A 25507-nucleotide genomic window follows, 5' to 3' on the forward strand; every position below is an offset into this window, starting at 1 on the left:
CGCGACACCGGCGCCGAACTTGACCGCCCCCGTCGATGCGGCCGCCAGGAAGCCGGTGCCGGTGATCGTCACCGACGTGCCGCCGGTCGTCGGGCCCGCTATCGGCGACACTGCCGTCACCGTGGGTGCCGCAACATAGGTATAGCGATCGGCCGCGCTGGTCGTGCTGGTGCCGCCGGGCGTGGTGACGGTGATGTCGATCGTGCCCGCGGTGCCGGCGGGCGCCGTCGCGGTGATCTGGGTATTGCTGTCGATCGAATAGGGCCCGGCGGGCGTCGCGCCGAAGAGCACCGCGCCGGTATTGCTCGCCGTGGAGAAGCCCGTACCCGTGATCGTCACGGAGTTGCCGCCCCCGACGGGGCCGGAGACCGGCGAGACAGCACTGACCGTGGGCACCGGCGCGCTGACGGTGAGCAGGAAGGTCTGGGACGCGGACCCCGTTCCCTGGTGCGTCACCGTGACGGTGAAGGTGGTGGCGGCGAGCGCGGTCGTAGGCGTGCCGGTGATCGCGCCGGTGCTGGCATTGAACGAAAGGCCGGTCGGCAGCGTGCCGCCGCTCAGCGCATAGCTGTAGCTTCCGCGGCCGAACGACGCCGTGACCGGCGTGAAGCTCATCGGCGAGCCCACCGTGCCGCTGGCCGAGGCGACGGCCTGGGTCGCCCGGACGCCGCAATAGATCGTCCAGGTCACGGTGCCGGATCCGGCGGCCGGCACATAGGCCGAAGCCGCAATGGAGCGCGTGTCCACGGGCAACGCCAGGGAGCCGCTGCCGCTGGTGTTCGTATCGACGAAGACGGTGGCGATACCGGTGAGCGGCGCGCGATTCAGCCTGGCATTCACCGCCGAGTTGGAAACCGTGTACTCGTAGTACAACATGGTTCCGGCGGCGAAATTGACGATGCCGGTCTGCGGCCCGGCCGGCGCCTGATTGGCGATGGTGCTCGTGCCCGAACTGCTGACGCTATAGTCGGCATTGTCGTAGAAGCTGGGATTGTTCCGGAGATAGTTGCAGCCATCACCATCGGCGGCCCGAGCGGCGATCGGCGAGAGAAGGAACAGGGCCGCCGACAGCGCGAGCACCACGGCATGCGCCTTGTGCCGGACCTTGTCCCACAGCGAAGCGAGATCGGGAAGCCAGGTCATCGGCGCGGCCTGTGGCGACTGCCTCCAGGCCCGCGCTACCATGCGCGCGTTACGCCCAATGCTCCCCGAAAGGGCCGCCACCGGCGCGAAAAGCTGCTTCATATCCCCCGACCCCCGACATCCCCGCGCCGGAGCTTCGCCCGGCGAAACGGCAGCATCCCAACCGCCGTGACATTCCGATTACACACACAACAATACAGGCGACCGCATCGGAAATTTTCCCGATGTTATGCATGTATATTCAGGGACATGCAATCGCGCACCAGTGTCCCGACTTGAGATTGGACAGGAATACGCACCCAATAAATTACACCAATTCGGTTCCTTAAATGATTTTGGTCCGATTCGGCAGTCGGGGTGGGACGAGCGCTATTTTTTGAGTTACCGTCCGCCCCGCTTCAAATCGGGAGGGGCAAAATGTCTGAACCTTATATTGGCCAGATCATGCAGGTCGGCTTCAACTTCGCACCGCGCGGCTGGGCACCTTGCCAGGGCCAGATCATGTCGATCAACCAGAACCAGGCGCTGTTCTCGCTGCTCGGCACCGTCTATGGCGGAAACGGCGTGAGTACGTTCGGTATTCCCGACTCGCGCGGCCGCGTCTTTGTCGGCCAGGGCACTGGTCCGGGCCTCACGCCCATCGTCCTCGGTCAGATCGGCGGCGTGAACAGCGAGGTCCTGAGCATCCTGCAGATGCCGATCCACAATCACCTCGCCACCTTCACGCCGTCCGGCGGCGGGGTGTCCGGCACGCTCCAGGCAATGACCGGCGCGCTCGCCGCGGAGACTGCGGCCCCGGCCAACGGCTCGTTCCTCGGCGTCGCCAATGATTCCTCGGGCAGCGTCACGCCGACCTTCTACGTGCCGGCCGGCCAGTCGGGCACCACCCCGATCAACCTGGGCGGCCTGAACATCACCGGCAGCGGCGGCGGCGGCACGGTGACCGTCGCCAATAGCGGCGGCAGCCAGCCGGTTCCGGTCATGCAGCCCTATCTCGGCATCCAGACCAACATCGCGCTGGAAGGCGTCTTCCCGTCGCGGAACTGAGCCGGAACGCGGAAATGCGCCCGGCCGCGCACGCTGCTCCGGCAGCGGCGCGGCCGGGCTTTTTCATGGCCCCGGCGGCGGCCGCCGGCCGATCAGGAGAAGACCGCCTGATAGTGGCGCGCGGCGTCCGTGGGGACGAGCTGGCTGATCAGGATCTCGTGGGGACCGCCCCGGCCGCAATCCATCTCGTACGACGCATCCATCAGATAGACGTCGCGCGGCGCTTCGAAGAAGAGCGAAAAGGGCGGCCGCGTATCGATGCCGATCAGCCCCGGCCGGCGCTCGATACGGACCAGCGTGATCTCCACCGGATCGGGCAGGGTGTTGAGGCGGACCTTGCGCCCCACCCAGGGTTCGAAATCTTCCGCCGTCGCCAGACGCATGCCATCCTCCCTCTCCCGCGCCCGGAACGAATGCCGGCGCGGCCGACTGGCAGCTTGCCCGGCCCGCCGGCCCAGGGGAAGCGCCTCCATCGACGATCGGAGCCATTCCGGCTTGAATGACGCCATGTTCGATTCGCTGCCGCCCTTCCCCGCCCCTGCCGCCGCGCCGCCGGCCAGGCCGCCCGCCGGGCTGACGCTGCGCCCCGCGTCTCCGGCGGACCTGCCCTTCTTCGCGCAGATCCATGCAGAAACGCGGGCAGCGGATATCGCCCCGTTGCCCTGGCCCGCGGCGCAGAAGCTAGCCTTTCTGCAGGAGCAGTTCCGCCTCCAGCACCTCCACTATGTCCGCGCCTTTGCCGGGGCGGACTTCTGGGCGCTCGGCCATGCGAAGCGAGGCGCGCTGGGCCGGCTCTATCTCGATCGGAGCGGGCCCGAATGGCGGATCATCGACGTGCTGCTGGCCTCCGGGGCACAGGGAAGCGGCACCGGCACCGCGCTGCTGCGCTGGATCCAGGCACAGGCCGGCAAGGCCGGAGCCAAGGGCGTCGCGCTCAGCGTCGAGACCGGCAATCCCCGCGCCCGTGCGCTGTACCACCGGCTCGGCTTCGTCGATCGGGTGAGCCTGACAGGGACTCACCACGCCATGTTCTGGCGCCCCTGAGGCCGGTTATTCGACGGTGACCGACTTCGCCAGGTTGCGCGGCTGGTCGACGTCCGTGCCCTTGGCCACCGCCACATGATAGGCAAGCAGCTGCACCGGCACCGCATAGACCAGCGGCGCGATCAGCGGGTGGACCTTGGGCATGGTGATCGTCGCCACGCAGCCTTCGCCCGCCGCTTCGATCCCGTCATAGTCCGAGATCAGGATCACCTTACCGCCGCGCGCCTGCACTTCCTGCATGTTCGACACGGTCTTCTCGAAGAGCGGACCCGAGGGGGCGATCACGATCACCGGCACGGCATCGTCGATCAGCGCGATCGGGCCGTGTTTCATTTCGCCGGCGGCATAGCCCTCGGCGTGGATATAGCTGATTTCCTTGAGCTTCAGCGCACCTTCCAGCGCCAGCGGATAATCGGTGCCGCGGCCCAGATAGAGCACGTCGCGGGCCGCGGCCACGACCCCGGCCATTGCCTGGATCGCTTCGTCATAGGCGAGCGCACCGTTGAGCGCCGCAGGCGCTTCGGCGAGATGCTTGACCAGCGCCTTCTCCTCGATCTCGGAGAGCTTGCCCTTGGCCTTGGCGAGATTGGCGGCGAGCGCGGCGAGCACCGCGAGCTGGCATGTGAACGCCTTGGTGGAAGCGACGCCGATTTCCGGCCCGGCATGCGTCGGCAGCAGCAGGTCCGCCTCGCGCGCCATCGAGCTGGTGGGGACGTTGACCACCGCGGCGATCGTCTGGCCCTCGGCACGGGCATGGCGGAGCGCCGCGAGCGTGTCGGCAGTCTCGCCCGACTGGCTGATGACGATCATCAGCCCCCCCTCTTCCATCACCGGCGCGCGATACCGAAACTCGCTCGCCACATCGAGGTCGACCGGCACGCGGGCGAACTGTTCGAACCAGTATTTGGCGACCATGCCGGCATAGAAGCTGGTGCCGCAGGCGACGATGGTGACGCGCCGGATCGCCGACAGGTCGAAATCGGGGATCGGCAGCGTGACCCGCTCCTCCATCCGCTGAAGATAGGCGCGCAGCGTCTGGGCGACGACGATCGGCTGCTCGTAGATCTCCTTGAGCATATAGTGCCGGTGATTGCCCTTGGAGACGAGATCGCCGGTGACGCCCGAGATGGTGATCGGCCGCTCGACGGGATTGTTGTCCTTGTCGAAGATCTGGGCGCCGTCATGGGTGATGACGACCCAGTCGCCTTCCTCGAGATAGGCGATGCGCTGGGTGAGCGGGGCAAGCGCCAGCGCGTCCGAGCCGAGATAGGTCTCGCCCTCCCCATAGCCGACGACCAGCGGCGAGCCGAGACGGGCGCCGATCAGCAGGTCCGGATGCTCGCGGAACAGAATGGCGAGCGCGAAGGCGCCGTGGAGGCGCGGCAGCACTTCGGCGACGGCTTCGGCAGGGGCCATGCCGGCCTCGACCTTCTCGCTGACGAGATGCGCGACGACTTCGCTGTCGGTCTCGCTCTCGAAGGTGCGGCCGCGGGCGATCAGCTCGTCGCGCAGTCCCTTGAAATTCTCGATGATGCCGTTGTGGACCAGCGCGACTTCGCCGGTGGCGTGCGGGTGGGCGTTGTTGGTGGTCGGGCCGCCATGCGTCGCCCAGCGGGTATGGGCGATGCCGGTGGTGCCGGGCAGCGGATTGGCCGCCAGCTCCTTGCCCAGATTGACCAGCTTGCCCGAGGCGCGGCGGCGCTCGATCCGGCCGTCGACATCCGTGGCGATGCCCGACGAGTCATAGCCGCGATATTCGAGGCGCTTGAGACCGTCGAACAGCCGCTCCGCGACTTCCTCCTTGCCGACGATTCCGACGATTCCGCACATGCTCTGGGTGTTCCTGTTCTGGGCCCGGCGATCAGCCGAGGATTTCGATCTGGGCGATGCTGTCGACTGCGATGCGCGTCTGGAAATGCGAACCCACCGGCACGCGGCGGGCAATGCCCTTCACGCGTACGCGCTTGCCGGCGAGCAGGTCCTCCGGATAGCCGCCGAGCTTCTGCTTCAATGCGGCGATCGCCGCCGAATGCAGCTCGATCGTGAGGTTGCCCGGGTCGCGATAATTGGCCGCCGAGTTCAGATAGACGCTGAACCCGCCTGCACCGGCGGAGGCGACGACGAACTCGAACACCCCCTCGACCTCGCCGGTCTTCGAGGCCGCGACGGCCTCGATCGCCTGGCCCGGGTTCATCGGCGCGGCAGTCTGCGCGACGGCCGGCGCGGCGACGGTCAATGCAAGCATCGAGAACAGGGTTCGCATGCGCATCACTTCTTCGCCGCCTCCTTCTTCGCCTTCATCGCTTCGCGGAACTTGCGCGCCCAGCCCGGCTTCACCTGCTGCTCGGCCCGCACGATCCCCAGGGCATCGGCCTCGACGTCGCGCGTCACCACCGATCCGGCGCCCACGATCGCGCCGTCGCCGATGGTGACGGGCGCGACCAGGGCGCTGTTGCTACCTACAAAGGCGCCGTTTCCGATCACTGTCCGGTACTTTAAAAATCCGTCATAATTGCAGGTGATCGTGCCGGCGCCGATATTCGCCCCCGCGCCCACCACGGCATCGCCGATATAGCTTAGATGATTGGCCTTGGCGCCCGGACCGATCACCGCCTTCTTGATCTCGACGAAATTGCCGACCTTGGCGCCCTGTTCGATCCGCGCGCCTGGACGTAGCCGCGCATAGGGGCCGATATCCGCGCCCGACAGGATCTCGGCACCCTCGACATGGCTGAAGGCATGGATGGTAACCCGGTCCGCCACCGAGACGCCGGGGCCGAACACCACGTTGGGCGCGATCGTCACGTCGCGGCCCACCTGGGTGTCATGGGCGAACCACACCGTCTCCGGCGCGATCAGCGTGGCTCCTTCCACCATCGCGCGGGCGCGGCGGCGCTGCTGCCATTCCTGTTCGAGCATGGCGAGCTCGCCGCGGCTGTTCACTCCCGCCACTTCGATCGCATCGGTCTCTATCCCGACCGAGAAGCGGCCGTCCCGGCGCGCCAGCTCGACCAGGTCGGTGAGGTAATATTCGCCCGCCGCATTGTCGTTGCCGAGCTGGGCGAGCAGGCGGAACAGGTCCACCGAGCGCACTGCCATCAGGCCGGAATTGCAAAGCGTCACCGCCCGCTCCTCGGGCGTGGCGTCCTTGTACTCGACGATCTTGTCGAGCCGGCCGTCGGGGCCGACGATCACCCGGCCATAGGCTCCCGGATCAACCGGCCGGAAGCCGAGCACGACCACGCTGGGGCCGCCATCGCCGTGGAGCGCGTCGAGCATCCGGCACATCGTCTCGGTCGTGACCAGCGGCACGTCGCCATAGAGGATCAGCACATCGCCCTGGAAACCTGCGAGCGCGCCCTCCGCCATGCGCACGGCATGGCCGGTGCCGAGCTGCTCGGCCTGTTCCGCGGTCTCGACACCGAGCGGATGGACCGCCGCCTCGACCTGCTCGCGGCCCGCGCCGACCACCACCACTTCGCGCTCGGCGCCCAGCGCCTTCACGCTGTCGATCAGATGGAGCAGCATCGGCCGCCCTGCGATGGGGTGGAGCACCTTGTGGGTGTCCGACTTCATCCGCGTGCCCTTGCCGGCCGCGAGGATGATTGCTGCAATCGGTGCCGTCATTTTCCCTCCGTGCACCCGCCCCCTGCCACGATAAGCTTGCCAATTCCATAGGTCCGCTGGCAGGCAGCACCGCGATGGCTGATTTCCCCTTTGACATCGTCGGCTTCGACCTGGACGGCACCCTGATCGACACCAGTGCCGATCTGGTGGGCGCGACCAACCACGCGCTCGAACTGGCCGGGCGGCCATTGCTCGACAGGGCGGCGGTGATGACGATGGTGGGGCGCGGCGCCAGGCACATGCTCGAACAGGCGCTGGAGGCATCGGGCGGCTATGACGAAGCGCTGATGGCGCGGATCTACCCGGCGCTGCTCGACTGGTATCGCGACCATGTCTCGGACCATTCGCGGCCCTTCCCCGGCATGATCGAGGCCCTGGACGCCCTGGCGGCGCGGGGCGTGGCGCTGGGCATCGTCACCAACAAGTTCGAATATCTCGCCGTGAAGCTGATCGCCGAGCTGGGCCTGGACCGCCGCTTCGCCACGATCATCGGCGGCGACACGATGGGCAAGGGCAACGCCAAGCCCTCCGCCCTGCCCCTGCGGGAAATGATCCGCCGCTGCGGCGGCGGGCGCGCGGCCTTCGTAGGCGATTCGATCTTCGACACGCTGGCGGCGAGGAATGCCGGGGTACCGAGCATCGCCGTCAGCTTCGGCTTCCTTTCGCAGCCAGTGGCGGAACTGGGGGCCGACGCAGTCATCGACAGCTATGCCGAGCTGGTGCCGGCGCTCGAGCGGCTGGGAGTCGTCGAGCTTCCGGCCTGAACTTCAACCGTCGTCCCCGCACGGGCGGAGGCGACGACGGAGAGGATCAGCCCCGATCCTTCAACTGGTGGAGCAGGATGGCATTGCCTTCGCTGTCCGCGATCACGCGCATGCGGCAGACGGGCGAGTGGATCAGGTCGCTCTTGAAGGTGACGCCCTTCCCTTCCAGCTCCGTGCAGAGCGCATCAAGGTCCTCGACCTCGAAGGCGATCGTGCCGCCGGCATCCGAGGCCGGCCGGTCGCCGGTGACGTTGGTGAGCGCAAGACAGCCACCGCCGGGCAGATCGAATTCGATCCACGGAATCCCCTCGGGCCCCTGGCTGGGCGGCAGGCCGAGCGTCTCCTCGTAGAAACTGCGCGCCCGCGCGAGATCGACGACCGGGTACATGGTGAAAGCGACCTTGCGGAACATGGCAATCCCTTCTCCTCGAATGCCCGCGCAGGATAGCCGCAAGGGCCCTGCGGGGCAAGGATTTGTTCTTGTTTTGTTTCATCGCCTTCAGCCGACCGGCCGATAGCCCTTGCGATATTTGGTCCAGAGATGCCGGGCGAGCATCAGGGGCGGCATGCGCAGCCAGTGGCTGCGTGCATAGAAGCCCAGCCGGGTGAGCTTCCGGGTCTGGCGGCCCCAGCCGTCCCGCGCCGTCAGGCGGCGGAGATAGAGGCGGTCGATGACGCCGAGACCTTGCCATTCCGGGGGCACTTCGGTGCCGTACAGGGCATGCGACAGGCGGGCGGCGCGGGCCATTTCACGGATCAGGCCGTGGCGACGGGCGCGCTCCGTCAGGTCAGCGGACGCTCCGGACGCGAACATGCAATGGATATCCCACAGATTGCGCATCCCGCCGGCGAGATCGCCGTCCGCCAGAAGATGGGCCGCGGCGTGAAGCAGACGGTCCGGACGGGAAAGGATGGACAGGCCGTTTCCAAGCGGCTCGCTGGCCGCCAGCAGCGCCTCGGCGTCCGGGGTGATCCGGGCGGTGAGCGGCAGGATCGTGTGGTGGACATCGATCATCCGGTCGCGCTCGCGATGGATCAGCGGGGGCAGCTCGTGCATCCAGCGGCGATAATAGGCATCGTCATAGGGATCGGGCTTCACCCATTCCCAGCCGGCGGCGAGCAAGGCGGCCTCTGCTTCCCCGATCCGGTCGCGGGGGACCAGAATGTCCAGATCGCCGATGTTGCGGCCCACCGAGGGCGAAAGCCCGGCGGCAGCGAAGGCGGTGCCCTTGAGCAGAACGACCGGCATGCCCAGCGGCGCCAGCGCCCGCCGGGCCATCTCGGCCTCCCAGAGCGCGGCCAGGCGGACCTGCCCGGCCGAGGCGATCGCGTCGTCGACCAGGCGCTGCACCGCGGCGGGGAGCGCCAGGCCGTTCAGCCGGTGGGCCAGCGTGCCCGCCATCTGCTCGGCCCGGGCCACAGCGAAGAGCTCGGTCCATTCCCGCGCAGTGAAATCCATGGCGAGGCTCGGCGCGCGCAGCACATGGGCCAGGCGCCAGCCGGGCGTCATGCCAGCGCCTCGACCAGGGCAATGCCGCTTTCGGTGTCCGGATAGTCGATTGCCCGCGCCGGCACCGTCCGGACGAGCCGAGTGAGCGCATCGAAGCCGCGCTCGGCCAGATGGACATAGTTGGTCGATGCCTGGGTCAGCCGGACGAACGCCTCGCTCGGCGGCACCGGGCGCTCGGCGGCGTCGAAGCCGAAGCGCGGAAACAGGAGGAGCGCCGGCTCGGCGGGCGCGGCCATCGCGGCGATCGCCCGGGCATCGGGAACGAGATGGCGGATGTCGCCCTTGGGCGTGCCGGGAAGCAGCGGCCCGAACCGCGCATCGGGCAGCGCGGCCCGGACGACGGCGATCGCCTGGTTCTTCAGGCTGATCAGCCGGGGAAAGCCATGCGCCAGGCCGGTGGCGGGATCGATCAGCACGAACTCGTCGCCCATCAGCCGCCAGCCGCGCGCCATCAGCAGCGCCGCCAGCGTGGATTTGCCTGCGCCGGAGATGCCGGTCATCAGCACCGCCCTTCCGCCCCGCTCGACCGCGGATGCATGCAGCAGCAGGAACCGGCGCTGGGCGAGCGCCATCTGGAGGTTCATCCCCATCTCGGCGGCGAGCAGCCCCTGGGCCAGCGGCAGCGGCGCGGCGTCGGGAATGGTGTAGTCACCGCCGATATGGACGGCGGGGCGGAGGAATTTCCGCCAGGGCCGCGCGGCGAAGAGATGGACGTTGAAGTCCGGAACCTCCGGTTTCGGATAGTCGCGATAGAGATCGTCCAGCGCGGCGATCGGCGCGCGCCAGTCGCTGCCGATGCGGAAGGCCGCGGGGCCGATGGCGAGGCGCGTGGCGTGCCTCACAGCCGCTCCACCAGGCCGGCCTGGACGAGTTCGTCCAGGCGGACGGCCAGCGCCGCGGGATCGGCGTCGAGCAGGTCGTACCGGTCCTTGAGCGTTGCGAGCAGCTGATCGACGGTGAATTCGCCGACGCCAAGCGCCTCGAGCAGCTCGGGCACCGGCGCATCGACGACATGGGTGATGCCCGACGCGCGGTGATAGATCAGCGTGAGCGCGTCCAGGGGGACGATGCGCAGCGTTTCCGGCGGCGCGGCGCGATAGCTGGTCATCGCCGATCTTCGCGCAACGACGCCGCGACGCGACGAAGAAGATGTTCACGCGGAGACGCGGAGACGCGGAGGCCATCCCGCATCGCGCGCGCGATGCCCGTAATCGTCGCCGGCGCCGAGATCCTGCCGCCGGCGCGGCGCCCGGGCTCGCCGAAGGGACCTCCTCCGCGTCTCCGCGTCTCCGCGTGAGCCCGCTTCCTTCTTCCCTCGTTCACATCATCGCATCGTCGCGCAGTCGGATCGGCCACGGCCTTCAGCCGCGCGGCATCTGCAGCGAGGCGAAGCAGGTGAAGCCGCTGGTGCCCGACTGGAGGCGGCGGATATAGTTGGTATAGGCGCGGCTCTGCTCGTACGTGGTGCCGGGCAGCGTGCCGCCGTTCAGCGCGCGCTTGACATCCTCGGCCTTGAACGGCGTGCCCGCTGCGGGAAAGGCGCCCTGCGTGCCGGCGGGGACAAGCTTGCCGTCCGCCGCGACATATTGGCCCGCGCGGCCGGGATCGGGGACCGGAATCTCGCAGTTCATCACCGAGGCATTGGTCTGCGCCAGCGCCGGGCGGATCGAGACGATCGCCGACGCGCTCGCGGCGCCCAGCATCAGCGCGCGGCGGCTGGCCTTGGGAAGCGGATCTTCGTCTGCCATGGCGCATTGTCCTGCGCCCGCCGGCGTTTCGCAATCGTAAATTGCGGGAGGGCGCGTCCCGGCTTCCTACAGGAGGAATGGAGGCGCGGGTTTGAAATCGAGAGGCGTTGCCGAGTTCCCACCCCGCCCCTAGAAGAGCGCGCAAATGCCCTATTCCCCTGGCATAAAGGCGCTCGTGGCGCTCGGCATCGCTGCTGCGGGCGCGCTCGCGGGGCTGCTGCTCAACGGCGACGTGCAGGCGAGCCTGGTCATGCTGGTGTGCGGCGTCGCCGCCGTGCTGGTGGCGACGGCGGGCGGCGACCCGATGGGCCCGCTCGACACCGCTCCGGCGGCGGCCGAGGGCCCGGGCATCGGCGAAGTGCTCGACGCGATCGCCGAGCCGGTGCTGCTGATCGCCGACCGGCGCGTGATCGCCGCCAACCCGCCCGCGCGCACCCTGCTCGGCCAGCACATATTGGGCGAGGACGTGCGCGTCGCCATCCGCCACCCCGCCGCCGCCGAACGGCTGATGAACCCGAACGACCATGATTCCTCCGCGCCGATCCACCTGGTCGGCCTGGGCACGCGCGACCAGCGCTGGGAGATGCGCGTGACCGCGCTGGGCGACGGGCGCCGCATCGTCCACCTGATCGACCGCACCGGCAGCTATGCCAGCGAGCGCATCCGCGTCGACTTCGTCGCCAATGCCAGCCACGAACTGCGTACCCCCCTCGCCTCGCTGCTCGGCTATGTCGAGACGCTGGAAGACGGCGCGAGCGAGGACCCCGGCATCCGCAAGCGCTTCCTGAAGATCATGCACGACGAGGCGCGCCGCATGCAGCGGCTGATCGACGACCTGATCTCGCTCAGCCGGATCGAGGCGGAGAAATATCGCGCGCCGGACAATCCGGTGGCGATGGACGAGCTGATCGACGAAGTGTGCCTGGAGCTCTCCGGCGCGCCGCGCGCGGCGGATGTGGTCACCGAGATCGCCGAGACCGAGCCGGTGCGCGGCGACGCCTCGCAGTTGAGCCAGCTGCTCCACAACGTGATCGGCAACGCGATGAAATATGGCCGCGAGGGCACGCCGATCCTCGTCAGCCTGACGCCCGAGGGCGAATCGATGGTGCGGCTGACCGTGACCGACCAGGGCGAGGGCATCGCGCCCGAGCATCTGCCGCGCCTGACCGAACGCTTCTACCGGGTCGATTCGGGGCGCAGCCGCACGCTGGGCGGCACCGGGCTGGGGCTCGCCATCGTCAAGCACATCGTCGAGCGCCACCGCGGCCGCTTCGATATCGCCAGCACCGTGGGCAAGGGCTCGACGGTGACCGTGCTGCTGCCCGTCCACCGCCTGTCCTGAAAGCTGGTGTCATGAACCTGTCACGCTAGGAGCCGAAGGGCCCCGATGGGGGCAGCCGTCCGGGCGCGTGCCCCGTGATTCTTACAATCCCAGGGACAGGAGACGGCGATGCTTGGCAGACTTGTGCTTTTCGCGCTTTCCGCAGTGGCTCTCTCGGCTTGCGATAGCGGGACCACCCGCCCGATCCGCGCCGTGGGCAGCTCGACCGTCTTCCCCTTCACCACCGCAGTGGCCGAGGCCTTCGTCAACCAGGACAAGCGCCGCGCGGCCCCGGTGATCGAATCGATCGGCTCGGGCGCGGGCTTCCGCGCCTTTTGCGAAGGCGTGGGATCGCAATATCCCGACATCGCCAACGCTTCGCGCCGGATGAAGCGCACCGAATACGACACGTGCCAGAAGAACAATGTCGGCGAGATTCTGGAAGTGCAGATCGGGCTGGACGGCGTGGTGCTGGCCGAGAGCAATGCGGGACCCCGGCTCAAGCTCAGCCGCAAGGACCTGTATCTCGCGCTCGCGGCGAACCCGATGGGCAAGCCCAACACCGCCAAGACCTGGCGCGACGTCAATCCGTCGCTGCCGGCGATCCCGATCTATGTGATGGGCCCGCCCTCGACCAGCGGCACCCGCGACGCCTTCACCGAACTGATGCTCGAGCCGGGCTGCCTCGAGGCCTATCCCGAGGCCAAGGCGCTCAAGGCCGGCAGCGATCCCGCCAAGTTCCAGGACGCGTGCCTGCGCATCCGCGACGACGGCCCCTATGTCGACAAGGGCGAGAACGACAATCTGATCGTCCAGGGCCTGAGCCAGAACCCGAACGCGCTCGGCATCTTCGGCTATTCTTATCTCGAGGAGAATATCGACCGGCTGCACGGCACGCCGATCGAAGGCGTGGAGCCGACCAACAACGAGATCGTCACCGGCAAATATCCGGGCGGCCGCCCGCTCTACATCTATGTGAAGCAGCGCCACATCAAGGCGGTGCGCGGGATGCAGGACTTCCTGAACCTCTATGCCACCATGTGGAAGCCCAAGGGCGAGCTGACCAAGCGCGGGCTGATCGCGGCGCCGAGCGAGGTGCAGGAACATTCGGCCGAGATCATCGAGAAGGGGATTGCGCTCGATCCCTCCCAGTTGCACTGAAACGAGGACATCATCGCTTCCCTTCCTGAATCCCGTACCGAGCTGACGTCCTGGTGAATGTCTTCGCGCTCCTGTTCGTGGTGGTCGGCCTTGGCCTGATCGGCTGGCTGACCGCACGCGCGCGCGCCGTGCGGTTCGATCGCGGCGGACAGAAGCGGCTGCATTCGCTGCCGTCGCAGCATGGCTGGTACGTGGCGATGTGGACGGTGCTGCCCGCGCTGCTGTTCGTCGCGGCCTGGACCGCGCTCAGCCCCGCACTGATCAGGGACCAGGTGCTCAAGGCGCCGGCCGCCGCCCAGCTCTCCGACTTCGCGTTCGAGCGCGACACGATCCTGGGCGAGGCGCGCGACGTGGCGCTGGGCCGGGCCGATTCGACCTTCGATCCCACCGCCGACGCGCTGGTCGCGCCGATGCGCGAGGCGATCGCCTTTTATGGCTGGACCGGCACGGCGATCGCCATCCTGCTGGCCTTTGCCGGGGGCGCCTTCGCGTTCAGCCGGATCAGCCCCGCCTTCCGCGCCCGCACCCGGGTGGAGCGCGGGCTGATGCTGATCCTGCTCGTCGCCTCGCTGATCGCGATCCTGACGACGATCGGCATCTTCCTGTCGCTGTTCTGGGAATCGATCCGCTTCTTCGCGATGGTGCCGCCGCAGGACTTCCTGTTCAGCACGCATTGGAGCCCGCAGCTGATCGACCCGAACAATCCGGGCAAGTCGCTGGGCGCGGTGCCGCTGTTCTGGGGCACCTTCTTCATCGGCGCGGTGATCGCGATGCTGGTCGCCATCCCGTTCGGCCTGATGAGCGCGATCTACCTGACCCAATATGCCGCGCCCCGCGTGCGCGCCTGGATGAAGCCGATGCTCGAGATCCTCGCGGGCGTGCCCACCGTGGTCTATGGCTATTTCGCCGCGCTGACCGTGGCGCCGGCGGTGCGCGACCTGGCGGTGCATCTGGGCATGCCCTTCGCCTCGGCCGAGAGCGCGCTGGCCGCCGGCCTGGTGATGGGCGTGATGATCATCCCCTTCGTCTCCTCGCTGGCGGACGATTCGATCGCCGCCGTCCCCACCGCGATGCGCGACGGCAGCCTGGCGATGGGCGCGACCAATTCGGAGACGATCTCGCGCGTCCTCCTGCCGGCCGCGCTGCCCGGCGTGGTGGCGGGTGTGCTGCTCGCCGTTTCCCGCGCCATCGGCGAGACGATGATCGTGGTGATGGCCGCCAGCGGCGCGGCGAACATCACGCTCAACCCGTTCGAGAGCGCCACCACCGTCACCAAGCAGATCGTCGACCTGCTGACCGGCGAGAGCGAGTTCGACAGCCCCAAGACGCTGGCCGCCTTCGCGCTGGGTCTGACGCTGTTCGTGATCACCCTGCTGCTCAACATCGTCGCGCTGCGCGTCGTGAAGAAGTATCGCGAAGCCTATGAGTAAGCGCGCCGCCCCTGCCCCCGTGCCCGAGCGGACGCCGACCGACTGGAAGGGCGCGGCGATGCAGAAGCGCATCCGCCGCCGCTATGCGGCCGAGCGGCGCTTCAAGCTGTTCGGCATGCTGGCGGTGATCCTCTCCGCCGCCTTCCTCGCCTTTCTGATCGCGACGATGGTGGCGAACGGCGCGCGCGGCTTCACCCGCAGCGAAGTGGCGCTCGATCTCGACTTCCCGAAGATGGGGCTCGCGGTCGACCGCACGCATCTCTCGACGCCGGGCGCCGATCTGGCGCTGTCGGGCGCCGGGCTGCAGGACAAGGTGGAGATCGCCGCGGAGAGCGGCGGCGATCATTCGCTGGCGGCGAACAGCGCCTGGATCACGGTGCGCGATGCGATCAAGGCGGACCCCTCGATCCTGGGCGGCAAGAGGACCATCTGGGTGCCCGCCTCGACTGCGCTCGAGATGGGTGCGCGCGGCGAGGGCACCGCGGCGGCGCAGGCGGATGCGAGCAGGCTCCGGAGCGCCGGCAAGCTGCGCACCGGCTTCAACTGGGGCTTCTTCACCGCGAGCAATTCGAACGATCCCGTGGCGGTGGGCATCTGGGGCGCGCTCAAGGGCTCGCTGCTGACGATGCTGGTGACGTTCCTGATCGCCTTCCCCGTGGGCGTGCTCGCCGCGATCTATCTCGAGGAATATGCGCCGAAGAACCGCTGGACCGACCTGATCGAAGTCTCGATCAACAATCTGGCGGCGGTGCCCTCGATCATCTTCGGCCTGCTCGGGCTCGCGGTGTTTCTGGGCACCTGGCAGATCGGCGGCCACAGCTTCGGCCCGCTCCTGCCGCGCTCGGCGGCGGTGGTCGGCGGGCTCACCCTCGCGCTGATGATCATGCCCGTCATCGTCATCGCCAGCCGCAACGCGATCAAGGGCGTGCCGCCCTCGATCCGCGACGCCGCGCTCGGCATCGGCGCGAGCCGGATCCAGGTGGTGTTCCACCATGTCCTCCCCCTCGCCATGCCCGGCATCCTGACCGGCACGATCATCGGCATGGCCCGTGCGCTGGGCGAGACCGCGCCGCTGCTGCTGATCGGCATGCGCGCCTTCATCGTCACCGCGCCCCAGGGCTTCACCGATCCCGCCACCGTGCTGCCCGTGCAGATCTTCCTGTGGTCGGACGAAGTGAGCCGCGGCTTCGTGGAGAAGACCAGCGCGGCGATCATCGTGCTGCTGGTGTTCCTGCTCGCCATGAACGGGCTCGCCATCTATCTTCGCAACAAGTTCGAGACCCGCTGGTAATGACCGACGCCACTCCCCTTTCCACTGCAACGGCGACCGGGCACAAGATGTCGGCGCGGGGCGTGAACGTCTTCTACGGCGACAAGCAGGCGATCCGCGACGTCTCGATCGACGTCGACATGGACCATGTGACGGCATTCATCGGCCCGTCGGGCTGCGGCAAGTCCACCTTCCTGCGCACCCTCAACCGGATGAACGACACCATCGCCTCCGCCAGGGTGACCGGCGACATCATGCTGGACGGCGAGGACATCTATTCCTCGGCGATGGACGTGGTGCAGCTGCGCGCGCGGGTGGGCATGGTGTTCCAGAAGCCCAATCCCTTCCCCAAGTCGATCTACGAGAATGTCGCCTATGGCCCGCGCATCCACGGCCTGGCCGCCTCCAAGGTCGCGCTGGACGGGATCGTCGAAGGATCGCTGCGCCGCGCCGGCCTGTGGGACGAAGTGAAGGACCGGCTGAGCGACAGCGGCACCGCGCTTTCGGGCGGCCAGCAGCAGCGCCTGTGCATCGCCCGCGCGATCGCGGTGGACCCCGAAGTGATCCTGATGGACGAGCCCTGCTCGGCGCTCGACCCGATCGCCACCGCCAAGATCGAGGAGCTGATCCACGAGCTGCGCGGGCGCTATGCGATCGTGATCGTGACGCACAACATGCAGCAGGCGGCACGCGTCAGCCAGAAGACCGCCTTCTTCCATCTCGGCCAGCTGGTCGAATATGGCGATACCGACAATATCTTCACCGCGCCGAAGCAGGAGCGGACGAAGGATTACATTACCGGCCGTTACGGCTAGGAGTAGCAAATGGCGAGCAGCCACGAACATACCGTCAAGGCGTTCGATCAGGACATCGGGCAGCTGCGCGCGCTCATCTCGCAGATGGGCGGCCTGGCCGAGCAGGCGATTGAGGACGCGATGCTGGCGCTCCAGCGGGGCGACACCGCGCTCGCCAACGAAGTGCGCCAGAAGGACAAGCAGATCGACGCGATCGAGGCCGAGCTGGAGAAGCTCGTCGTCCGCGTCATCGCGCTGCGCGCGCCGATGGCGGACGATCTGCGCGAGATCATCGCCGCGCTGAAGATCGCCGCGGTGATCGAGCGGATCGGCGACTATGCCAAGAACATCGCCAAGCGCGTGCCGATGATCCACGGCGAGGCGGGCGAGGAGCGGATCGACGTCGTCTCGATCCTGCCCGCGATGGGGCAGCTGGCGGCGGACATGGTGCACGACGTGCTCGACGCCTATTCGGCGCGCGATGCCCAGGCGGCAGTGAGAATCTGCGCGCGCGACAATGCGCTCGACGATTTCTACGATTCGATCTTCCGCACGCTGGTGACCTACATGGTCGAGAATTCGAGGACGATCAGCCAGGTGGCGCACCTGCTGTTCGTGGCGAAGAACCTGGAGAGGATTGGCGATCACGCCACCAACGTGGCCGAAATGGTCTATTTCGCGGCGACAGGCGATTACATGGCCGAGCGCGAGACCGGCGAGGCCCAAGCGAACTGAGCGGGGAAACGGGGAATATATGGCCCGAGTGAAGATGCTTCTCGTCGAGGACGACGCCGCGATCGCGGAACTGGTCGCCTATCACTTCAAGCGCGAAGATTATGAGGTGAAGCACACGCCCGATGGGGAAGAGGCGCTGCTGCTCGCCAAGGAGGCGACGCCGGACATCGTGCTGCTCGACTGGATGGTCGAGGGCCTGAGCGGGATCGAAGTGTGCCGGCGCCTGCGCCGCATGCCCGAGACGGCCAATGTTCCGATCATCATGCTCACCGCGCGCGGCGAGGAGGAAGACCGGGTGCGCGGTCTGGAAACCGGGGCGGACGATTACGTCACCAAGCCCTTCTCCCCGCGCGAGCTGGTCGCCCGCGTGGGCGCGGTGCTGCGCCGCGTGCGCCCGGCCCTGGCCGGCGAGGCGCTGACCTATTCGGACATCGAGATGGACACGGTGGGCCACAAGGTCCGCCGCGCGGGCGAAGTGGTGCAGCTGGGGCCGACCGAGTTCCGGCTGCTCAAGCATTTCCTCGAGCATCCGGGCTGGGTGTTCTCGCGCGAGCGGCTGCTCGATGCGGTGTGGGGGCATGACAGCGACATCGAGAGCCGTACGGTGGACGTGCACATCCGTCGACTGCGCAAGGCGATCAACAAGGGCAACCGGCCGGACATCATCCGCACCGTGCGCTCTGCGGGATATGCGCTCGACGCGGGGAATTGAGCCAAGGCCCGATCGGCAGATGCCGTCGTTCCCGCAAGGGCGGGAATCCGGGGTAACGGAGGATAGCGACACCCTCGCGCGACCGCTCTCCGGGCTGGGCGGGATCTCTCCCCGTGCCTGCTTCGCGCCCGGTCCTGGATCCCCGCCCTTGCGGGGATGACGGGGGAGGAAGGGATGACGGAGTGAAGGATGGCCCCCGGCCGACCCGCAGCCGCCCCGGCCTCGTGCCGGGGTGAGCCGGGCCGCGATTCCCGCCCGCACGCCCCCTGTCCGATGCCCGCCTCCCAATGGATTCCCGCACCGGGCCGGGGCGACGGTTGGTGGTTGGAGCCCCCCGCCACCTTCCGCCCCGGGGGCATCCCGCGTTCATGGTCGCCGCCCGGGGGCGAGCCGGGTGGCGCAGCCGCAATTCCTTCGGGAGGGCGCTTCGTCATCCCGCCGCGGCACACCCTCCCCACATGACCACAATTTAACGAAACCAACTGCGTCTCCTCGCGTTGCAGGCACGGGCGTAACGATCTCGCCCGGTTTCAGGAGACGCATCCCATGAAACTACTTGCCCTGGCCGCCGCGCTGACCCTCGTTGCTGGCGCCGCGCATGCGCAGACTTCGGCGCAAAAGGCCGATTCCCCCACCAACAACGATGCCAGCAAGCTGGGCGGCTACGCGCCGGCCGCGCCGCTGTTCAGCACCGGCTCCACGCCGCCGCCGGGAACCCAGGTGGTCTTCGTGCCCAGCACGCAGACGCCCACCCAGGCCTTCCCGCCGCCGGCACCCAAGGCGGTGTATCCCATGTGCAAGCGCGGCCAGTTCGACGGGTGCCGTCAGCGCCAATAGCGCCGATCGCCCCTTTTTGCGGGACCGAATGTGCCGGGCGCGCAACGTCGCGCCCGGCACATGCGTTTTCTGGAGGCAGGCGGGCGGGGCGACAGAGAGGAAGTTTCGATGAAGTTCATGCTCCTGGCATCGGCCCTGGCGATGGGCGGCACCGCCATCGCGCAGGACATGCCCCAGACGGCCCCGCAGACCGTGCCGGCCCCTGCCCCCACCCCGCCCGCGCCGCCGACCGACGCTACGCCGCCACCGCCGCCGGCCGATCCCGCCATGCCTGCCGATCCGGCGGCCCCGCCGCCCCCGGCCACCAATCCGCCACCTGCGGCGCCGGAAGCGCCCGCCGCCCCGGATGCAGCGACGGCCCCCGCGCCGCCAGCAGCGGCTCCGGCGCCCCCCGCACCCGAGGCGGCTGCGCCGATGCCCTCCGATCCGAAGAGCTATCCGCGCTGCTCCAGGACCATCAAGGACCATTGCCGCCAGTCGCGGTGAACCATGGCCGGGGGTGCGGCTTGCACGCACCTCCGCCGTCTTCGCCGCACCCGGTGACGGTTTAGGTTGTATCGCGCGCGCCGCCTTGCCTAAGCTTCTCCCGATATCGGGAGAGACCAATGACCATCGACTTCAAGGACCGCGTCGCCATCGTCACCGGTGCGGGGGGCGGCCTGGGCCGCGCCTATGCGCTCGAGCTGGCGAAGCGGGGGGCGAAGCTGGTGATCAACGACCTGGGCGGCGCCCGCGACGGCACCGGCCATTCGGACGCGGCGCTCAAGGTCGTCGAGGAAATCGAGGCGCTGGGCGGCGCGGCGATATCGAATGGCGGCAGCGTGACCGATTACGACCATATGGTCGCGATGGTCGAGGCGGCGAAGGCCAAATGGGGCCGGATCGACATCCTGATCAACAATGCCGGCGTGCTGCGCGACAAGAGCTTCGTCAATATGGAGCCGGCCGATTTCCGCTTCGTCGTCGACGTCCATCTGATCGGCTCGGCCAATTGCACCAAGGCAGTGTGGCAGACGATGCGCGACCAGAATTACGGCCGCATCCTGATGACCGCTTCGTCTACCGGCCTGTTCGGCAATTTCGGCCAGGCGAATTACGGCGCGGCCAAGCTCGGCCTGGCCGGGCTGACCAAGACGCTTTACCTTGAGGGCGCCAAATACGGGATCAAGGTCAACACGATCGCCCCGGTGGCGGGCACGCGGATGACCGAGGACCTGTTTCCCGAAGAGGCCTTCAAGGCCTTCGCCCCCGAGAATGTCGCCCCTGCCGCGCTGTTCCTCGTCTCCGAGGACGCGCCCACCAACCAGATCGTCGGCGCGGGCGGCGGGGTGGTCCAGGCCGCCTATGTGACGCTGACCCAGGGCGCAAGGCTGGCGGCGCTGACCCCCGAGGCAGTGCAGGCGCAATGGGCTCAGATCACCGACCGGACCGGCGAGATCGTGCCGGGCTCGGGCAGCGAGCAGACGATGCTGATCCTGAGCAAGCTGCAACAGGGCTGAAGCTCCCCTTCCTTCCAGGGAAAGGTGCGGGGCACCGCTTCACCGTATTGCATCACTAATACACATATGGTAGAACCTCCGCACAGGAGGAAACTGCCATGTACAGCGAGAGCGATCTGGCCAGTGCCGTGGAAGCGGGGGCGCTATCCCCCGCCGCCGCCAATGCGCTGCGCAACTATGTCGCCGAGCGCCGAGCGGCGCCCGCGGTGGACGAAGAACATTTCAAGCTGCTCACCGGCTTCAACGACATCTTCGTGGCGATCGCCGCCGCGCTGATCCTGGTCGCCGCGGCCCGCATCGGCGCCTATTTCGGGGTGATGCTGATCGGCGCGGGGCCGGAAGAGCGCGTGGTCGGCGGCAACATGATCGGCGGGGGCTTCGCCGTGGCGGCGACGAGCTGGATGCTCGCCGAATATTTCACTGCGCGCCGCCGCATGGCGCTCCCCTCGATCCTGCTGACGTTCGGCTTTGTCGGTGGCGTCGGGGCGTGCCTCTCGGGCATCTTCGCCGCCAACATCCCCTGGATCGAGGAGCAGATGCACCTGGCGAGCGACCTGCAGAAGCAGCAGCTGGCCGGCGGCGTCGCCGCGGTGGTGGGGCTGCTGACCGCCGCCGCCACCTGGATCCACTGGAAGCGCTTCATGGTGCCGATCACCGTGGCGGCCGGCGCGCTGGCGCTGGTCGGGGTCGCCGTCTCGCTGGTGCTCGCCTTCGTGCCCCAGGCCAAGGACTGGGTGAACGAGATGCTGCTGGTTGCGGGCGTGGCGATGTTCTTCTTCGCGATGCGCTGGGACATGGGCGACCTGCAGCGCCGCACCCGCCGCTCGGATGTCGCCTTCTGGCTGCACCTCGCCGCGGCGCCGCTGATCGCGCATCCGGTGTTCCACATGCTCGGCGTGTTCGATGGCGAGGTGACCGGCCCGGTCGCCGCGGTGGTGATCGCGCTCTATGTGGCCTTCGCCTTCGTGGCGCTGGCGGTCGACCGCCGCGCGCTGCTCGTCTCCAGCCTGATCTATGTGCTCTGGGCGATGTATGCGCTGTTCCAGGCGACCGGTGCGGTCGAGCTGGCGGCGGCGCTCACCGCGCTGGTGATCGGATCGGCGCTGCTGCTGCTTTCCGCCTTCTGGCAACCGGTGCGCCGCATCGTCGTCGGCCTGCTCGGCGGGCTCGAGGAGCGGCTGCCGCCCACTCAGATCGTGACGGCCTGATCCTGACATAGGCCCTTCACGCGGAAAGCAAGGTCCCCAGCCCGGCTTTCCAAACCCTGCCCCTCCCGTGCCCCCGGCACGGGAGGGGTTTTCCCGTCTAGGGCTGCTCGATCGCCGCGCCGGGACGGGCGCTGATCGCAGTGCCGACCGAGGAGACGACGATCAGGCAGACCGCCAGCCACTGGGTGCCGGTGAGCACCTCGCCGAGCAGCAACAGCCCCATCAGCGCGCCCACCGCAGGCTCGGCGCTGAGCAGGGTGCCGAAAGTGTTGGCCGGCAGCCGCGGCAGCGCGATCATCTCGAGCGCATAGGGGATGGCACTGGAAACGATGCCGACGAGCAGGCCGAGCATCAACGCCTCGGGCCGCAGCAGCGCGGCGCCAGCATGCGCCACGCCGACGGGGACGGCGAGCAGGGCCGCGATCAGCATGCCCCCGGCCGCGGCGGCGGGTCCATGCGCCTGGCCGGCATGGCGGCCGGTGAGGATATAGGCCGCCCAGCAGGCGCCGGCGATCAGCGCGAGCGCGACCCCGCGCCAGTCGAGATGCGCGGCCCCCTTCCAGATCGGCAGGAGCAGCAGCAGGCCGAACACCGCGATCCCGATCCACAGGAAATCGATCCGGCGGCGCGACGTGAGCACCGCGACCGCGAGCGGGCCGGTGAACTCGATCGCAATGGCGATGCCGAGCGGGATGTAGGACAAGGCCTTGTAGAAGCTGAGGTTCATCACCCCGAGCACGAGGCCGTAGCCAAGCAGCGAACGCCAGCCGGTGTCGAACCGCAACCGCCACGGCCGGAAGATCGCCGAGAGGATCGCCGCGCCGACGATGAGGCGCAGCGCGGTCGCCCCTTCGGAACCGACCAGCGGGAACAGCTGCTTGGCGAACGTCGCGCCGATAGTGACCGACAGCATCGACAGGAACAATGCGCCGAGGCCGACGGCATCGAGGCGCGGGGAAAGGGACCGGGGGGCGGCAAGACTGCTCATCGGACGATACTCGAACCGGATGTGGAAGGAACGCGCCGAGAGATAGGGATTTCCGTCGATAAGAGCGGTTTATCTTTGCGGTTATGCGATAAACTTTATCGCCCTATGCTGTTGCGATGACGAAGATTGAATCGCTCGATTCGTTCGACCTCAAGCTGCTCGAATTGCTTCAGGTCGATGTGCAGCAGCCGGTGGCGATGCTGGCGGAGAAGGTCGGCCTCTCCGCCCCCGCCTGCTATCGCCGCATCCGCCGGCTGCGCGAGACCGGCGTGATCGAGCGCGAGATCGCCGTGGTGCGGCCGAGGACGCTGGGCTGGCCGCTCTCGATGATCGTGCTGGTGACGCTGGAACGCGAGAATGCCAACACGGTGGCCGAGATGTTCGAGATCTTCCGCGCCGAGCCCGAAGTGATGGAGGCCTGGAACGTCACCGGCGACCATGATTTCGCGGTGCGGGTCATCGCGCGCGACATGGAGAGCTATGACGATCTGGTCCGCCGGCTCTTCTCGGCGGACGAACGCGTGCGGACCTTCGAGACGCTGGTGGTGATCCGCGAGACCGGGGGGATGAGCCCGGTCCCGGCGGCCTGGGAGCGCTGATCCGGGCGATTGCCGAAGGCGCGCGGCGTCAGGCGCCCTCGACCCCGGCCTTCGCCATCACCTCGGCTCCGGTCATCCGTTCGCGCTCGCCGGCGAAATCATAATAGCCCGGCTTCTCGTCGATGAAGATCTCCTCGCCCAGGTCATAGCCGTCGAGACCCTCGAACAGGCCGGCCTGGAAGGAATAGCCCGATTGCGGCCGGTAGAAATAGAACAGATGCGTGCCGCAGGTCCGGCAGAAGCCGCGCTCCGCCCAGTCGGAGGACGGATAGCGCACGACATGCTCGGCGCCTGCGATCTCGGGATCGGGCACCAGCCTGAGCGACAGAGCGGGGCCGCCGCCCCAGCGCCGGCACATTCCGCAATGGCAGGCGCCGATATGCGGCTCGGGCGGCGCGATCCGCACCTGCACCGCACCGCACAGGCATTTGCCCTCCAGCTTCACGCCATCCGTCACCACAATCTCCTCTCGATCAGCCTGCGGGCATAGCGCGGCGCGGAAGCCTCGGCCATCCCGCAAGCGGGACGGGCACGGGGACGATGCGGGACAGGCGCCCCCGGTTCTCCGCCAATGCCTCACAGGCCAAGCCAGGCGTTGTCGACGAGCAATGGCAGCGCCCAGCACCCCGGGATGGCGACGATAAGCAGCACCGCCAACCGGCGACAACGCCCGCCGGCCCAGAACAACCAGATCCAATTGACCAGTGCGAACGCGCCGAAGACAGGTGCAGCTTCGACGAACCAGGCAAAGCCATCCGGCACGTCGGTGCATTCGGGCTCGATCCAGAATTGCGAGGCCAGCGCCAGGAAGAGGCCGATTCCGACGGCATTGGTCAGGAACAGGGCGAGCGCGCGCTGGGGCATGCGGGCGGACTGGCAGGTTGCGGTGCAGGCATGATGCAGCAGGTGCGGGTTTGCGGTGCAGGCCCGCCCTATTCCTCAACCAGCTTCATCAGCCGCCGCTCGACCGGAGCCAGTACCGGGCCCAGTTCGTGCCCGCGCTTGAGGATCATCCCGCTCTCGTTGACCAGTGCCCACATGCCCTGCCGGTTGCGCAGCGCCGGGCGCTTCTCGATCCGGTATTCCGGGCGTTCGGCGGCGCGGCGAAAGGCGGCGAAGATCGCGGCATCGGTGTCGAAGTTCATCGCATAGTCGCGCCAATGCCCGGCGGCGACCATGCGGCCGTAGAGATCGAGGATGCGGGTGAGCTCCGGGCGCTCGAAGCCGACCTGGCCGGGACGTCCGATGGGGAGCGGAGTTACGGTACCCATCTAGGCGCTGTCGCGCTGCTCCCCCTGCTCGCGGCGCTCGGCCAGCACGGCGTCGAGCCGCTTGCGCATCGCTTCCAGTTCGCAGCGCATGATCTCGAGCTTCTGGGTCTGCGGATCGAACAGCTCGCTGCAGGGCGTGCCATAGGGCACGAAATCCTTCTGCCACTTCTGCGCCTCGACCAGCGTGGACTTCGCCGGGATGCCGACCATCACCGCGCCTTCGGGCACGTCGCGGGTAACCACCGCATTGGCGCCGATGCGGGCGCGTTCGCCCACGATGATCGGCCCCAGCACCTGCGCGCCCGAGCCGAGGATCGCTCCGTCCCGAATGGTCGGGTGGCGCTTGCCGCCCACGCCATTGTCCGGGCTGGTGCCGCCCAGGGTGACGCACTGATAGATGGTGACGTCGTCGCCGATCTCCGCGGTCTCGCCGATCACGACGAAGCCATGGTCGATGAAGAAATTGCGGCCGATCTTCGCGCCCGGATGAATGTCGATCGCCGTGACGAAGCGCGACCAGTGGTTGACGACGCGGGCGAGGAAGAACAGGCGGTTGCGGAACAGCGCATGGGCGATCCGGTGATAGGCGAGCGCCCACACGCCCGGATAGAGCAGGATCTCGGCATGGCTGCGCGGCGCGGGATCGCGGGCGCGGATAGAATCTAGATACGCCTTAAGACGCTGGAACATGGCCGGTTCCCCTTTGCCGCGCCCATTTAGTGCATGATCCTTCCGATTTCCAGAACGGCCCATCCCAGGCTTTGCCGCGCTAAACACTATGTATCTTGTTGGAACGCGT

30 protein-coding genes are annotated in these 25507 nt (G+C 68.0%); 15 read left to right on the top strand and 15 right to left on the bottom strand.

Going from position 1 to position 25507, the window contains the following annotated elements; genetic code table 11:
* Positions 1 to 1143: IPT/TIG domain-containing protein (locus BGP17_RS06595; RefSeq protein WP_286711432.1), on the bottom strand; the 1143-nt coding region annotated here is incomplete at its 3' end.
* Positions 1144 to 1560: 417 nt separating this feature from the next.
* Between BGP17_RS06595 and BGP17_RS06600 the strand changes: the two genes are divergently transcribed.
* Positions 1561 to 2190, top strand: a complete 630-nt coding sequence (locus tag BGP17_RS06600) for a phage tail protein (RefSeq protein WP_167298084.1) — start codon at positions 1561 to 1563, stop codon at positions 2188 to 2190.
* Between the two features lie 92 nt (positions 2191 to 2282).
* Here BGP17_RS06600 and BGP17_RS06605 read toward each other — a convergent pair whose 3' ends face one another.
* Positions 2283 to 2573: a DUF6916 family protein gene (locus BGP17_RS06605; RefSeq protein WP_167298083.1), complete on the bottom strand. Its 291-nt coding sequence runs from the start codon at positions 2571 to 2573 to the stop codon at positions 2283 to 2285.
* Positions 2574 to 2697: 124 nt separating this feature from the next.
* Between BGP17_RS06605 and BGP17_RS06610 the strand changes: the two genes are divergently transcribed.
* Positions 2698 to 3234 (top strand): GNAT family N-acetyltransferase, encoded by a 537-nt coding sequence (locus tag BGP17_RS06610; protein WP_167298082.1) that lies wholly within the window; start codon positions 2698 to 2700, stop codon positions 3232 to 3234.
* A 6-nt stretch (positions 3235 to 3240) separates the two neighbouring features.
* Here the strand turns inward: BGP17_RS06610 and glmS are convergent, their stop codons facing one another.
* The 3 genes from glmS to glmU are packed head-to-tail and all read right to left on the bottom strand — an operon-like array spanning position 3241 to position 6861.
* Positions 3241 to 5064, bottom strand: a complete 1824-nt coding sequence (gene glmS, locus BGP17_RS06615) for a glutamine--fructose-6-phosphate transaminase (isomerizing) (RefSeq protein ID WP_286711433.1) — start codon at positions 5062 to 5064, stop codon at positions 3241 to 3243.
* 31 nt (positions 5065 to 5095) lie between these two features.
* Positions 5096 to 5497 (bottom strand): hypothetical protein, encoded by a 402-nt coding sequence (locus tag BGP17_RS06620; RefSeq protein ID WP_167298080.1) that lies wholly within the window; start codon positions 5495 to 5497, stop codon positions 5096 to 5098.
* A gap of 5 nt (positions 5498 to 5502) precedes the next feature.
* Positions 5503 to 6861: a bifunctional UDP-N-acetylglucosamine diphosphorylase/glucosamine-1-phosphate N-acetyltransferase GlmU gene (gene glmU / locus BGP17_RS06625; RefSeq protein WP_286711434.1), complete on the bottom strand. Its 1359-nt coding sequence runs from the start codon at positions 6859 to 6861 to the stop codon at positions 5503 to 5505.
* Between the two features lie 74 nt (positions 6862 to 6935).
* Here glmU and BGP17_RS06630 point away from each other — a divergent pair, with 74 nt between their 5' ends.
* Positions 6936 to 7625 carry an HAD hydrolase-like protein gene (locus BGP17_RS06630; protein WP_286711435.1) on the top strand — a complete coding sequence of 230 codons (690 nt, stop codon included), beginning with the start codon at positions 6936 to 6938 and terminating at the stop codon, positions 7623 to 7625.
* A gap of 46 nt (positions 7626 to 7671) precedes the next feature.
* On the opposite strand, the gene BGP17_RS06635 is transcribed toward BGP17_RS06630, so the two are convergent.
* From BGP17_RS06635 to BGP17_RS06655, 5 genes are all read right to left on the bottom strand, one after another.
* On the bottom strand, positions 7672 to 8037 hold the full coding sequence (locus tag BGP17_RS06635) for a VOC family protein (protein ID WP_286711436.1): 366 nt from the start codon (positions 8035 to 8037) through the stop codon (positions 7672 to 7674).
* A gap of 87 nt (positions 8038 to 8124) precedes the next feature.
* A complete protein-coding gene (locus tag BGP17_RS06640; RefSeq protein ID WP_380926166.1) occupies positions 8125 to 9135 on the bottom strand; it encodes a nucleotidyltransferase family protein in 1011 nt (336 codons plus the stop codon).
* Entirely contained in the window at positions 9132 to 9977 is an 846-nt protein-coding gene (locus tag BGP17_RS06645; RefSeq protein ID WP_167298075.1) for an HprK-related kinase A, read from the bottom strand. The genes BGP17_RS06640 and BGP17_RS06645 overlap by 4 nt, the downstream gene beginning before the upstream one ends.
* On the bottom strand, positions 9974 to 10243 hold the full coding sequence (locus BGP17_RS06650) for an HPr-rel-A system PqqD family peptide chaperone (RefSeq protein WP_286711437.1): 270 nt from the start codon (positions 10241 to 10243) through the stop codon (positions 9974 to 9976). Before BGP17_RS06650 ends, BGP17_RS06645 begins: the two co-directional genes overlap by 4 nt.
* A 253-nt stretch (positions 10244 to 10496) precedes the next feature.
* A complete protein-coding gene (locus tag BGP17_RS06655; protein ID WP_286711438.1) occupies positions 10497 to 10883 on the bottom strand; it encodes a hypothetical protein in 387 nt (128 codons plus the stop codon).
* Between the two features lie 145 nt (positions 10884 to 11028).
* Here BGP17_RS06655 and BGP17_RS06660 point away from each other — a divergent pair, with 145 nt between their 5' ends.
* From BGP17_RS06660 to BGP17_RS06710, 11 genes are all read left to right on the top strand, one after another.
* A complete protein-coding gene (locus BGP17_RS06660; protein ID WP_167298072.1) occupies positions 11029 to 12225 on the top strand; it encodes an ATP-binding protein in 1197 nt (398 codons plus the stop codon).
* A 108-nt stretch (positions 12226 to 12333) separates the two neighbouring features.
* The gene (locus BGP17_RS06665) at positions 12334 to 13365 is read left to right on the top strand and encodes a substrate-binding domain-containing protein (RefSeq protein WP_286711439.1); all 1032 of its coding nucleotides are present in this window, start codon (positions 12334 to 12336) and stop codon (positions 13363 to 13365) included.
* A gap of 53 nt (positions 13366 to 13418) precedes the next feature.
* The gene (gene pstC / locus BGP17_RS06670) at positions 13419 to 14795 is read left to right on the top strand and encodes a phosphate ABC transporter permease subunit PstC (RefSeq protein WP_167298070.1); all 1377 of its coding nucleotides are present in this window, start codon (positions 13419 to 13421) and stop codon (positions 14793 to 14795) included.
* Positions 14788 to 16086, top strand: a complete 1299-nt coding sequence (pstA, locus tag BGP17_RS06675; RefSeq protein WP_286711440.1) for a phosphate ABC transporter permease PstA — start codon at positions 14788 to 14790, stop codon at positions 16084 to 16086. The genes pstC and pstA overlap by 8 nt, the downstream gene beginning before the upstream one ends.
* The gene (gene pstB, locus BGP17_RS06680) at positions 16086 to 16880 is read left to right on the top strand and encodes a phosphate ABC transporter ATP-binding protein PstB (protein ID WP_167298069.1); all 795 of its coding nucleotides are present in this window, start codon (positions 16086 to 16088) and stop codon (positions 16878 to 16880) included. The genes pstA and pstB overlap by 1 nt, the downstream gene beginning before the upstream one ends.
* A 9-nt stretch (positions 16881 to 16889) precedes the next feature.
* Entirely contained in the window at positions 16890 to 17594 is a 705-nt protein-coding gene (phoU, locus tag BGP17_RS06685; protein ID WP_086128783.1) for a phosphate signaling complex protein PhoU, read from the top strand.
* Positions 17595 to 17613: 19 nt separating this feature from the next.
* Positions 17614 to 18306: a phosphate regulon transcriptional regulator PhoB gene (gene phoB, locus BGP17_RS06690; RefSeq protein WP_086128782.1), complete on the top strand. Its 693-nt coding sequence runs from the start codon at positions 17614 to 17616 to the stop codon at positions 18304 to 18306.
* Between the two features lie 546 nt (positions 18307 to 18852).
* Complete coding sequence (locus BGP17_RS06695) at positions 18853 to 19143, top strand: hypothetical protein (protein ID WP_167298068.1); 291 nt, start codon at positions 18853 to 18855, stop codon at positions 19141 to 19143.
* Between the two features lie 108 nt (positions 19144 to 19251).
* Positions 19252 to 19629 (top strand): hypothetical protein, encoded by a 378-nt coding sequence (locus BGP17_RS06700; RefSeq protein ID WP_208413372.1) that lies wholly within the window; start codon positions 19252 to 19254, stop codon positions 19627 to 19629.
* 119 nt (positions 19630 to 19748) lie between these two features.
* Positions 19749 to 20642 carry an SDR family NAD(P)-dependent oxidoreductase gene (locus tag BGP17_RS06705; protein ID WP_167298067.1) on the top strand — a complete coding sequence of 298 codons (894 nt, stop codon included), beginning with the start codon at positions 19749 to 19751 and terminating at the stop codon, positions 20640 to 20642.
* A gap of 98 nt (positions 20643 to 20740) precedes the next feature.
* Positions 20741 to 21850, top strand: a complete 1110-nt coding sequence (locus tag BGP17_RS06710) for a hypothetical protein (protein WP_286711441.1) — start codon at positions 20741 to 20743, stop codon at positions 21848 to 21850.
* A 97-nt stretch (positions 21851 to 21947) separates the two neighbouring features.
* Here the strand turns inward: BGP17_RS06710 and BGP17_RS06715 are convergent, their stop codons facing one another.
* The gene (locus BGP17_RS06715) at positions 21948 to 22838 is read right to left on the bottom strand and encodes an EamA family transporter (RefSeq protein ID WP_167298065.1); all 891 of its coding nucleotides are present in this window, start codon (positions 22836 to 22838) and stop codon (positions 21948 to 21950) included.
* 116 nt (positions 22839 to 22954) lie between these two features.
* Between BGP17_RS06715 and BGP17_RS06720 the strand changes: the two genes are divergently transcribed.
* The gene (locus BGP17_RS06720) at positions 22955 to 23437 is read left to right on the top strand and encodes an Lrp/AsnC family transcriptional regulator (protein ID WP_086128776.1); all 483 of its coding nucleotides are present in this window, start codon (positions 22955 to 22957) and stop codon (positions 23435 to 23437) included.
* Between the two features lie 28 nt (positions 23438 to 23465).
* Here the strand turns inward: BGP17_RS06720 and BGP17_RS06725 are convergent, their stop codons facing one another.
* The 4 genes from BGP17_RS06725 to epsC all read right to left on the bottom strand — a co-directional run bounded on the left by BGP17_RS06725 (position 23466) and on the right by epsC (position 25398).
* The gene (locus tag BGP17_RS06725) at positions 23466 to 23894 is read right to left on the bottom strand and encodes a GFA family protein (protein ID WP_286711442.1); all 429 of its coding nucleotides are present in this window, start codon (positions 23892 to 23894) and stop codon (positions 23466 to 23468) included.
* A 119-nt stretch (positions 23895 to 24013) separates the two neighbouring features.
* Positions 24014 to 24301, bottom strand: coding sequence for a hypothetical protein (locus BGP17_RS06730; protein WP_286711443.1), 288 nt, complete (start codon positions 24299 to 24301; stop codon positions 24014 to 24016).
* Positions 24302 to 24369: 68 nt separating this feature from the next.
* The gene (locus tag BGP17_RS06735) at positions 24370 to 24708 is read right to left on the bottom strand and encodes a DUF2794 domain-containing protein (RefSeq protein WP_167298063.1); all 339 of its coding nucleotides are present in this window, start codon (positions 24706 to 24708) and stop codon (positions 24370 to 24372) included.
* Positions 24709 to 25398, bottom strand: a complete 690-nt coding sequence (epsC, locus tag BGP17_RS06740; RefSeq protein WP_167298062.1) for a serine O-acetyltransferase EpsC — start codon at positions 25396 to 25398, stop codon at positions 24709 to 24711.
* Positions 25399 to 25507: the final 109 nt, after the last annotated feature.

The sequence above is a fragment of the Sphingomonas sp. 67-41 genome, from assembly GCF_001899725.1.
GTDB classification, from domain to species: Bacteria; Pseudomonadota; Alphaproteobacteria; order Sphingomonadales; family Sphingomonadaceae; genus Sphingomonas; species Sphingomonas leidyi.

What these genes read in the sequence shown, in the direction of transcription:
- BGP17_RS06600 (WP_167298084.1), top strand. Translation starts at nt 1,561, where the DNA reads ATGTCTGAACCTTATATTGGCCAGATCATGCAGGTCGGCTTCAACTTC.
- BGP17_RS06605 (WP_167298083.1), bottom strand. Translation starts at nt 2,573, where the DNA reads ATGCGTCTGGCGACGGCGGAAGATTTCGAACCCTGGGTGGGGCGCAAG.
- BGP17_RS06610 (WP_167298082.1), top strand. Translation starts at nt 2,698, where the DNA reads ATGTTCGATTCGCTGCCGCCCTTCCCCGCCCCTGCCGCCGCGCCGCCG.
- glmS (WP_286711433.1), bottom strand. Translation starts at nt 5,064, where the DNA reads ATGTGCGGAATCGTCGGAATCGTCGGCAAGGAGGAAGTCGCGGAGCGG.
- BGP17_RS06620 (WP_167298080.1), bottom strand. Translation starts at nt 5,497, where the DNA reads ATGCGAACCCTGTTCTCGATGCTTGCATTGACCGTCGCCGCGCCGGCC.
- glmU (WP_286711434.1), bottom strand. Translation starts at nt 6,861, where the DNA reads ATGACGGCACCGATTGCAGCAATCATCCTCGCGGCCGGCAAGGGCACG.
- BGP17_RS06630 (WP_286711435.1), top strand. Translation starts at nt 6,936, where the DNA reads ATGGCTGATTTCCCCTTTGACATCGTCGGCTTCGACCTGGACGGCACC.
- BGP17_RS06635 (WP_286711436.1), bottom strand. Translation starts at nt 8,037, where the DNA reads ATGTTCCGCAAGGTCGCTTTCACCATGTACCCGGTCGTCGATCTCGCG.
- BGP17_RS06640 (WP_380926166.1), bottom strand. Translation starts at nt 9,135, where the DNA reads ATGACGCCCGGCTGGCGCCTGGCCCATGTGCTGCGCGCGCCGAGCCTC.
- BGP17_RS06650 (WP_286711437.1), bottom strand. Translation starts at nt 10,243, where the DNA reads ATGACCAGCTATCGCGCCGCGCCGCCGGAAACGCTGCGCATCGTCCCC.
- BGP17_RS06655 (WP_286711438.1), bottom strand. Translation starts at nt 10,883, where the DNA reads ATGGCAGACGAAGATCCGCTTCCCAAGGCCAGCCGCCGCGCGCTGATG.
- BGP17_RS06660 (WP_167298072.1), top strand. Translation starts at nt 11,029, where the DNA reads ATGCCCTATTCCCCTGGCATAAAGGCGCTCGTGGCGCTCGGCATCGCT.
- BGP17_RS06665 (WP_286711439.1), top strand. Translation starts at nt 12,334, where the DNA reads ATGCTTGGCAGACTTGTGCTTTTCGCGCTTTCCGCAGTGGCTCTCTCG.
- pstA (WP_286711440.1), top strand. Translation starts at nt 14,788, where the DNA reads ATGAGTAAGCGCGCCGCCCCTGCCCCCGTGCCCGAGCGGACGCCGACC.
- pstB (WP_167298069.1), top strand. Translation starts at nt 16,086, where the DNA reads ATGACCGACGCCACTCCCCTTTCCACTGCAACGGCGACCGGGCACAAG.
- phoU (WP_086128783.1), top strand. Translation starts at nt 16,890, where the DNA reads ATGGCGAGCAGCCACGAACATACCGTCAAGGCGTTCGATCAGGACATC.
- phoB (WP_086128782.1), top strand. Translation starts at nt 17,614, where the DNA reads ATGGCCCGAGTGAAGATGCTTCTCGTCGAGGACGACGCCGCGATCGCG.
- BGP17_RS06695 (WP_167298068.1), top strand. Translation starts at nt 18,853, where the DNA reads ATGAAACTACTTGCCCTGGCCGCCGCGCTGACCCTCGTTGCTGGCGCC.
- BGP17_RS06700 (WP_208413372.1), top strand. Translation starts at nt 19,252, where the DNA reads ATGAAGTTCATGCTCCTGGCATCGGCCCTGGCGATGGGCGGCACCGCC.
- BGP17_RS06705 (WP_167298067.1), top strand. Translation starts at nt 19,749, where the DNA reads ATGACCATCGACTTCAAGGACCGCGTCGCCATCGTCACCGGTGCGGGG.
- BGP17_RS06710 (WP_286711441.1), top strand. Translation starts at nt 20,741, where the DNA reads ATGTACAGCGAGAGCGATCTGGCCAGTGCCGTGGAAGCGGGGGCGCTA.
- BGP17_RS06715 (WP_167298065.1), bottom strand. Translation starts at nt 22,838, where the DNA reads ATGAGCAGTCTTGCCGCCCCCCGGTCCCTTTCCCCGCGCCTCGATGCC.
- BGP17_RS06720 (WP_086128776.1), top strand. Translation starts at nt 22,955, where the DNA reads ATGACGAAGATTGAATCGCTCGATTCGTTCGACCTCAAGCTGCTCGAA.
- BGP17_RS06730 (WP_286711443.1), bottom strand. Translation starts at nt 24,301, where the DNA reads ATGCCCCAGCGCGCGCTCGCCCTGTTCCTGACCAATGCCGTCGGAATC.
- BGP17_RS06735 (WP_167298063.1), bottom strand. Translation starts at nt 24,708, where the DNA reads ATGGGTACCGTAACTCCGCTCCCCATCGGACGTCCCGGCCAGGTCGGC.
- epsC (WP_167298062.1), bottom strand. Translation starts at nt 25,398, where the DNA reads ATGTTCCAGCGTCTTAAGGCGTATCTAGATTCTATCCGCGCCCGCGAT.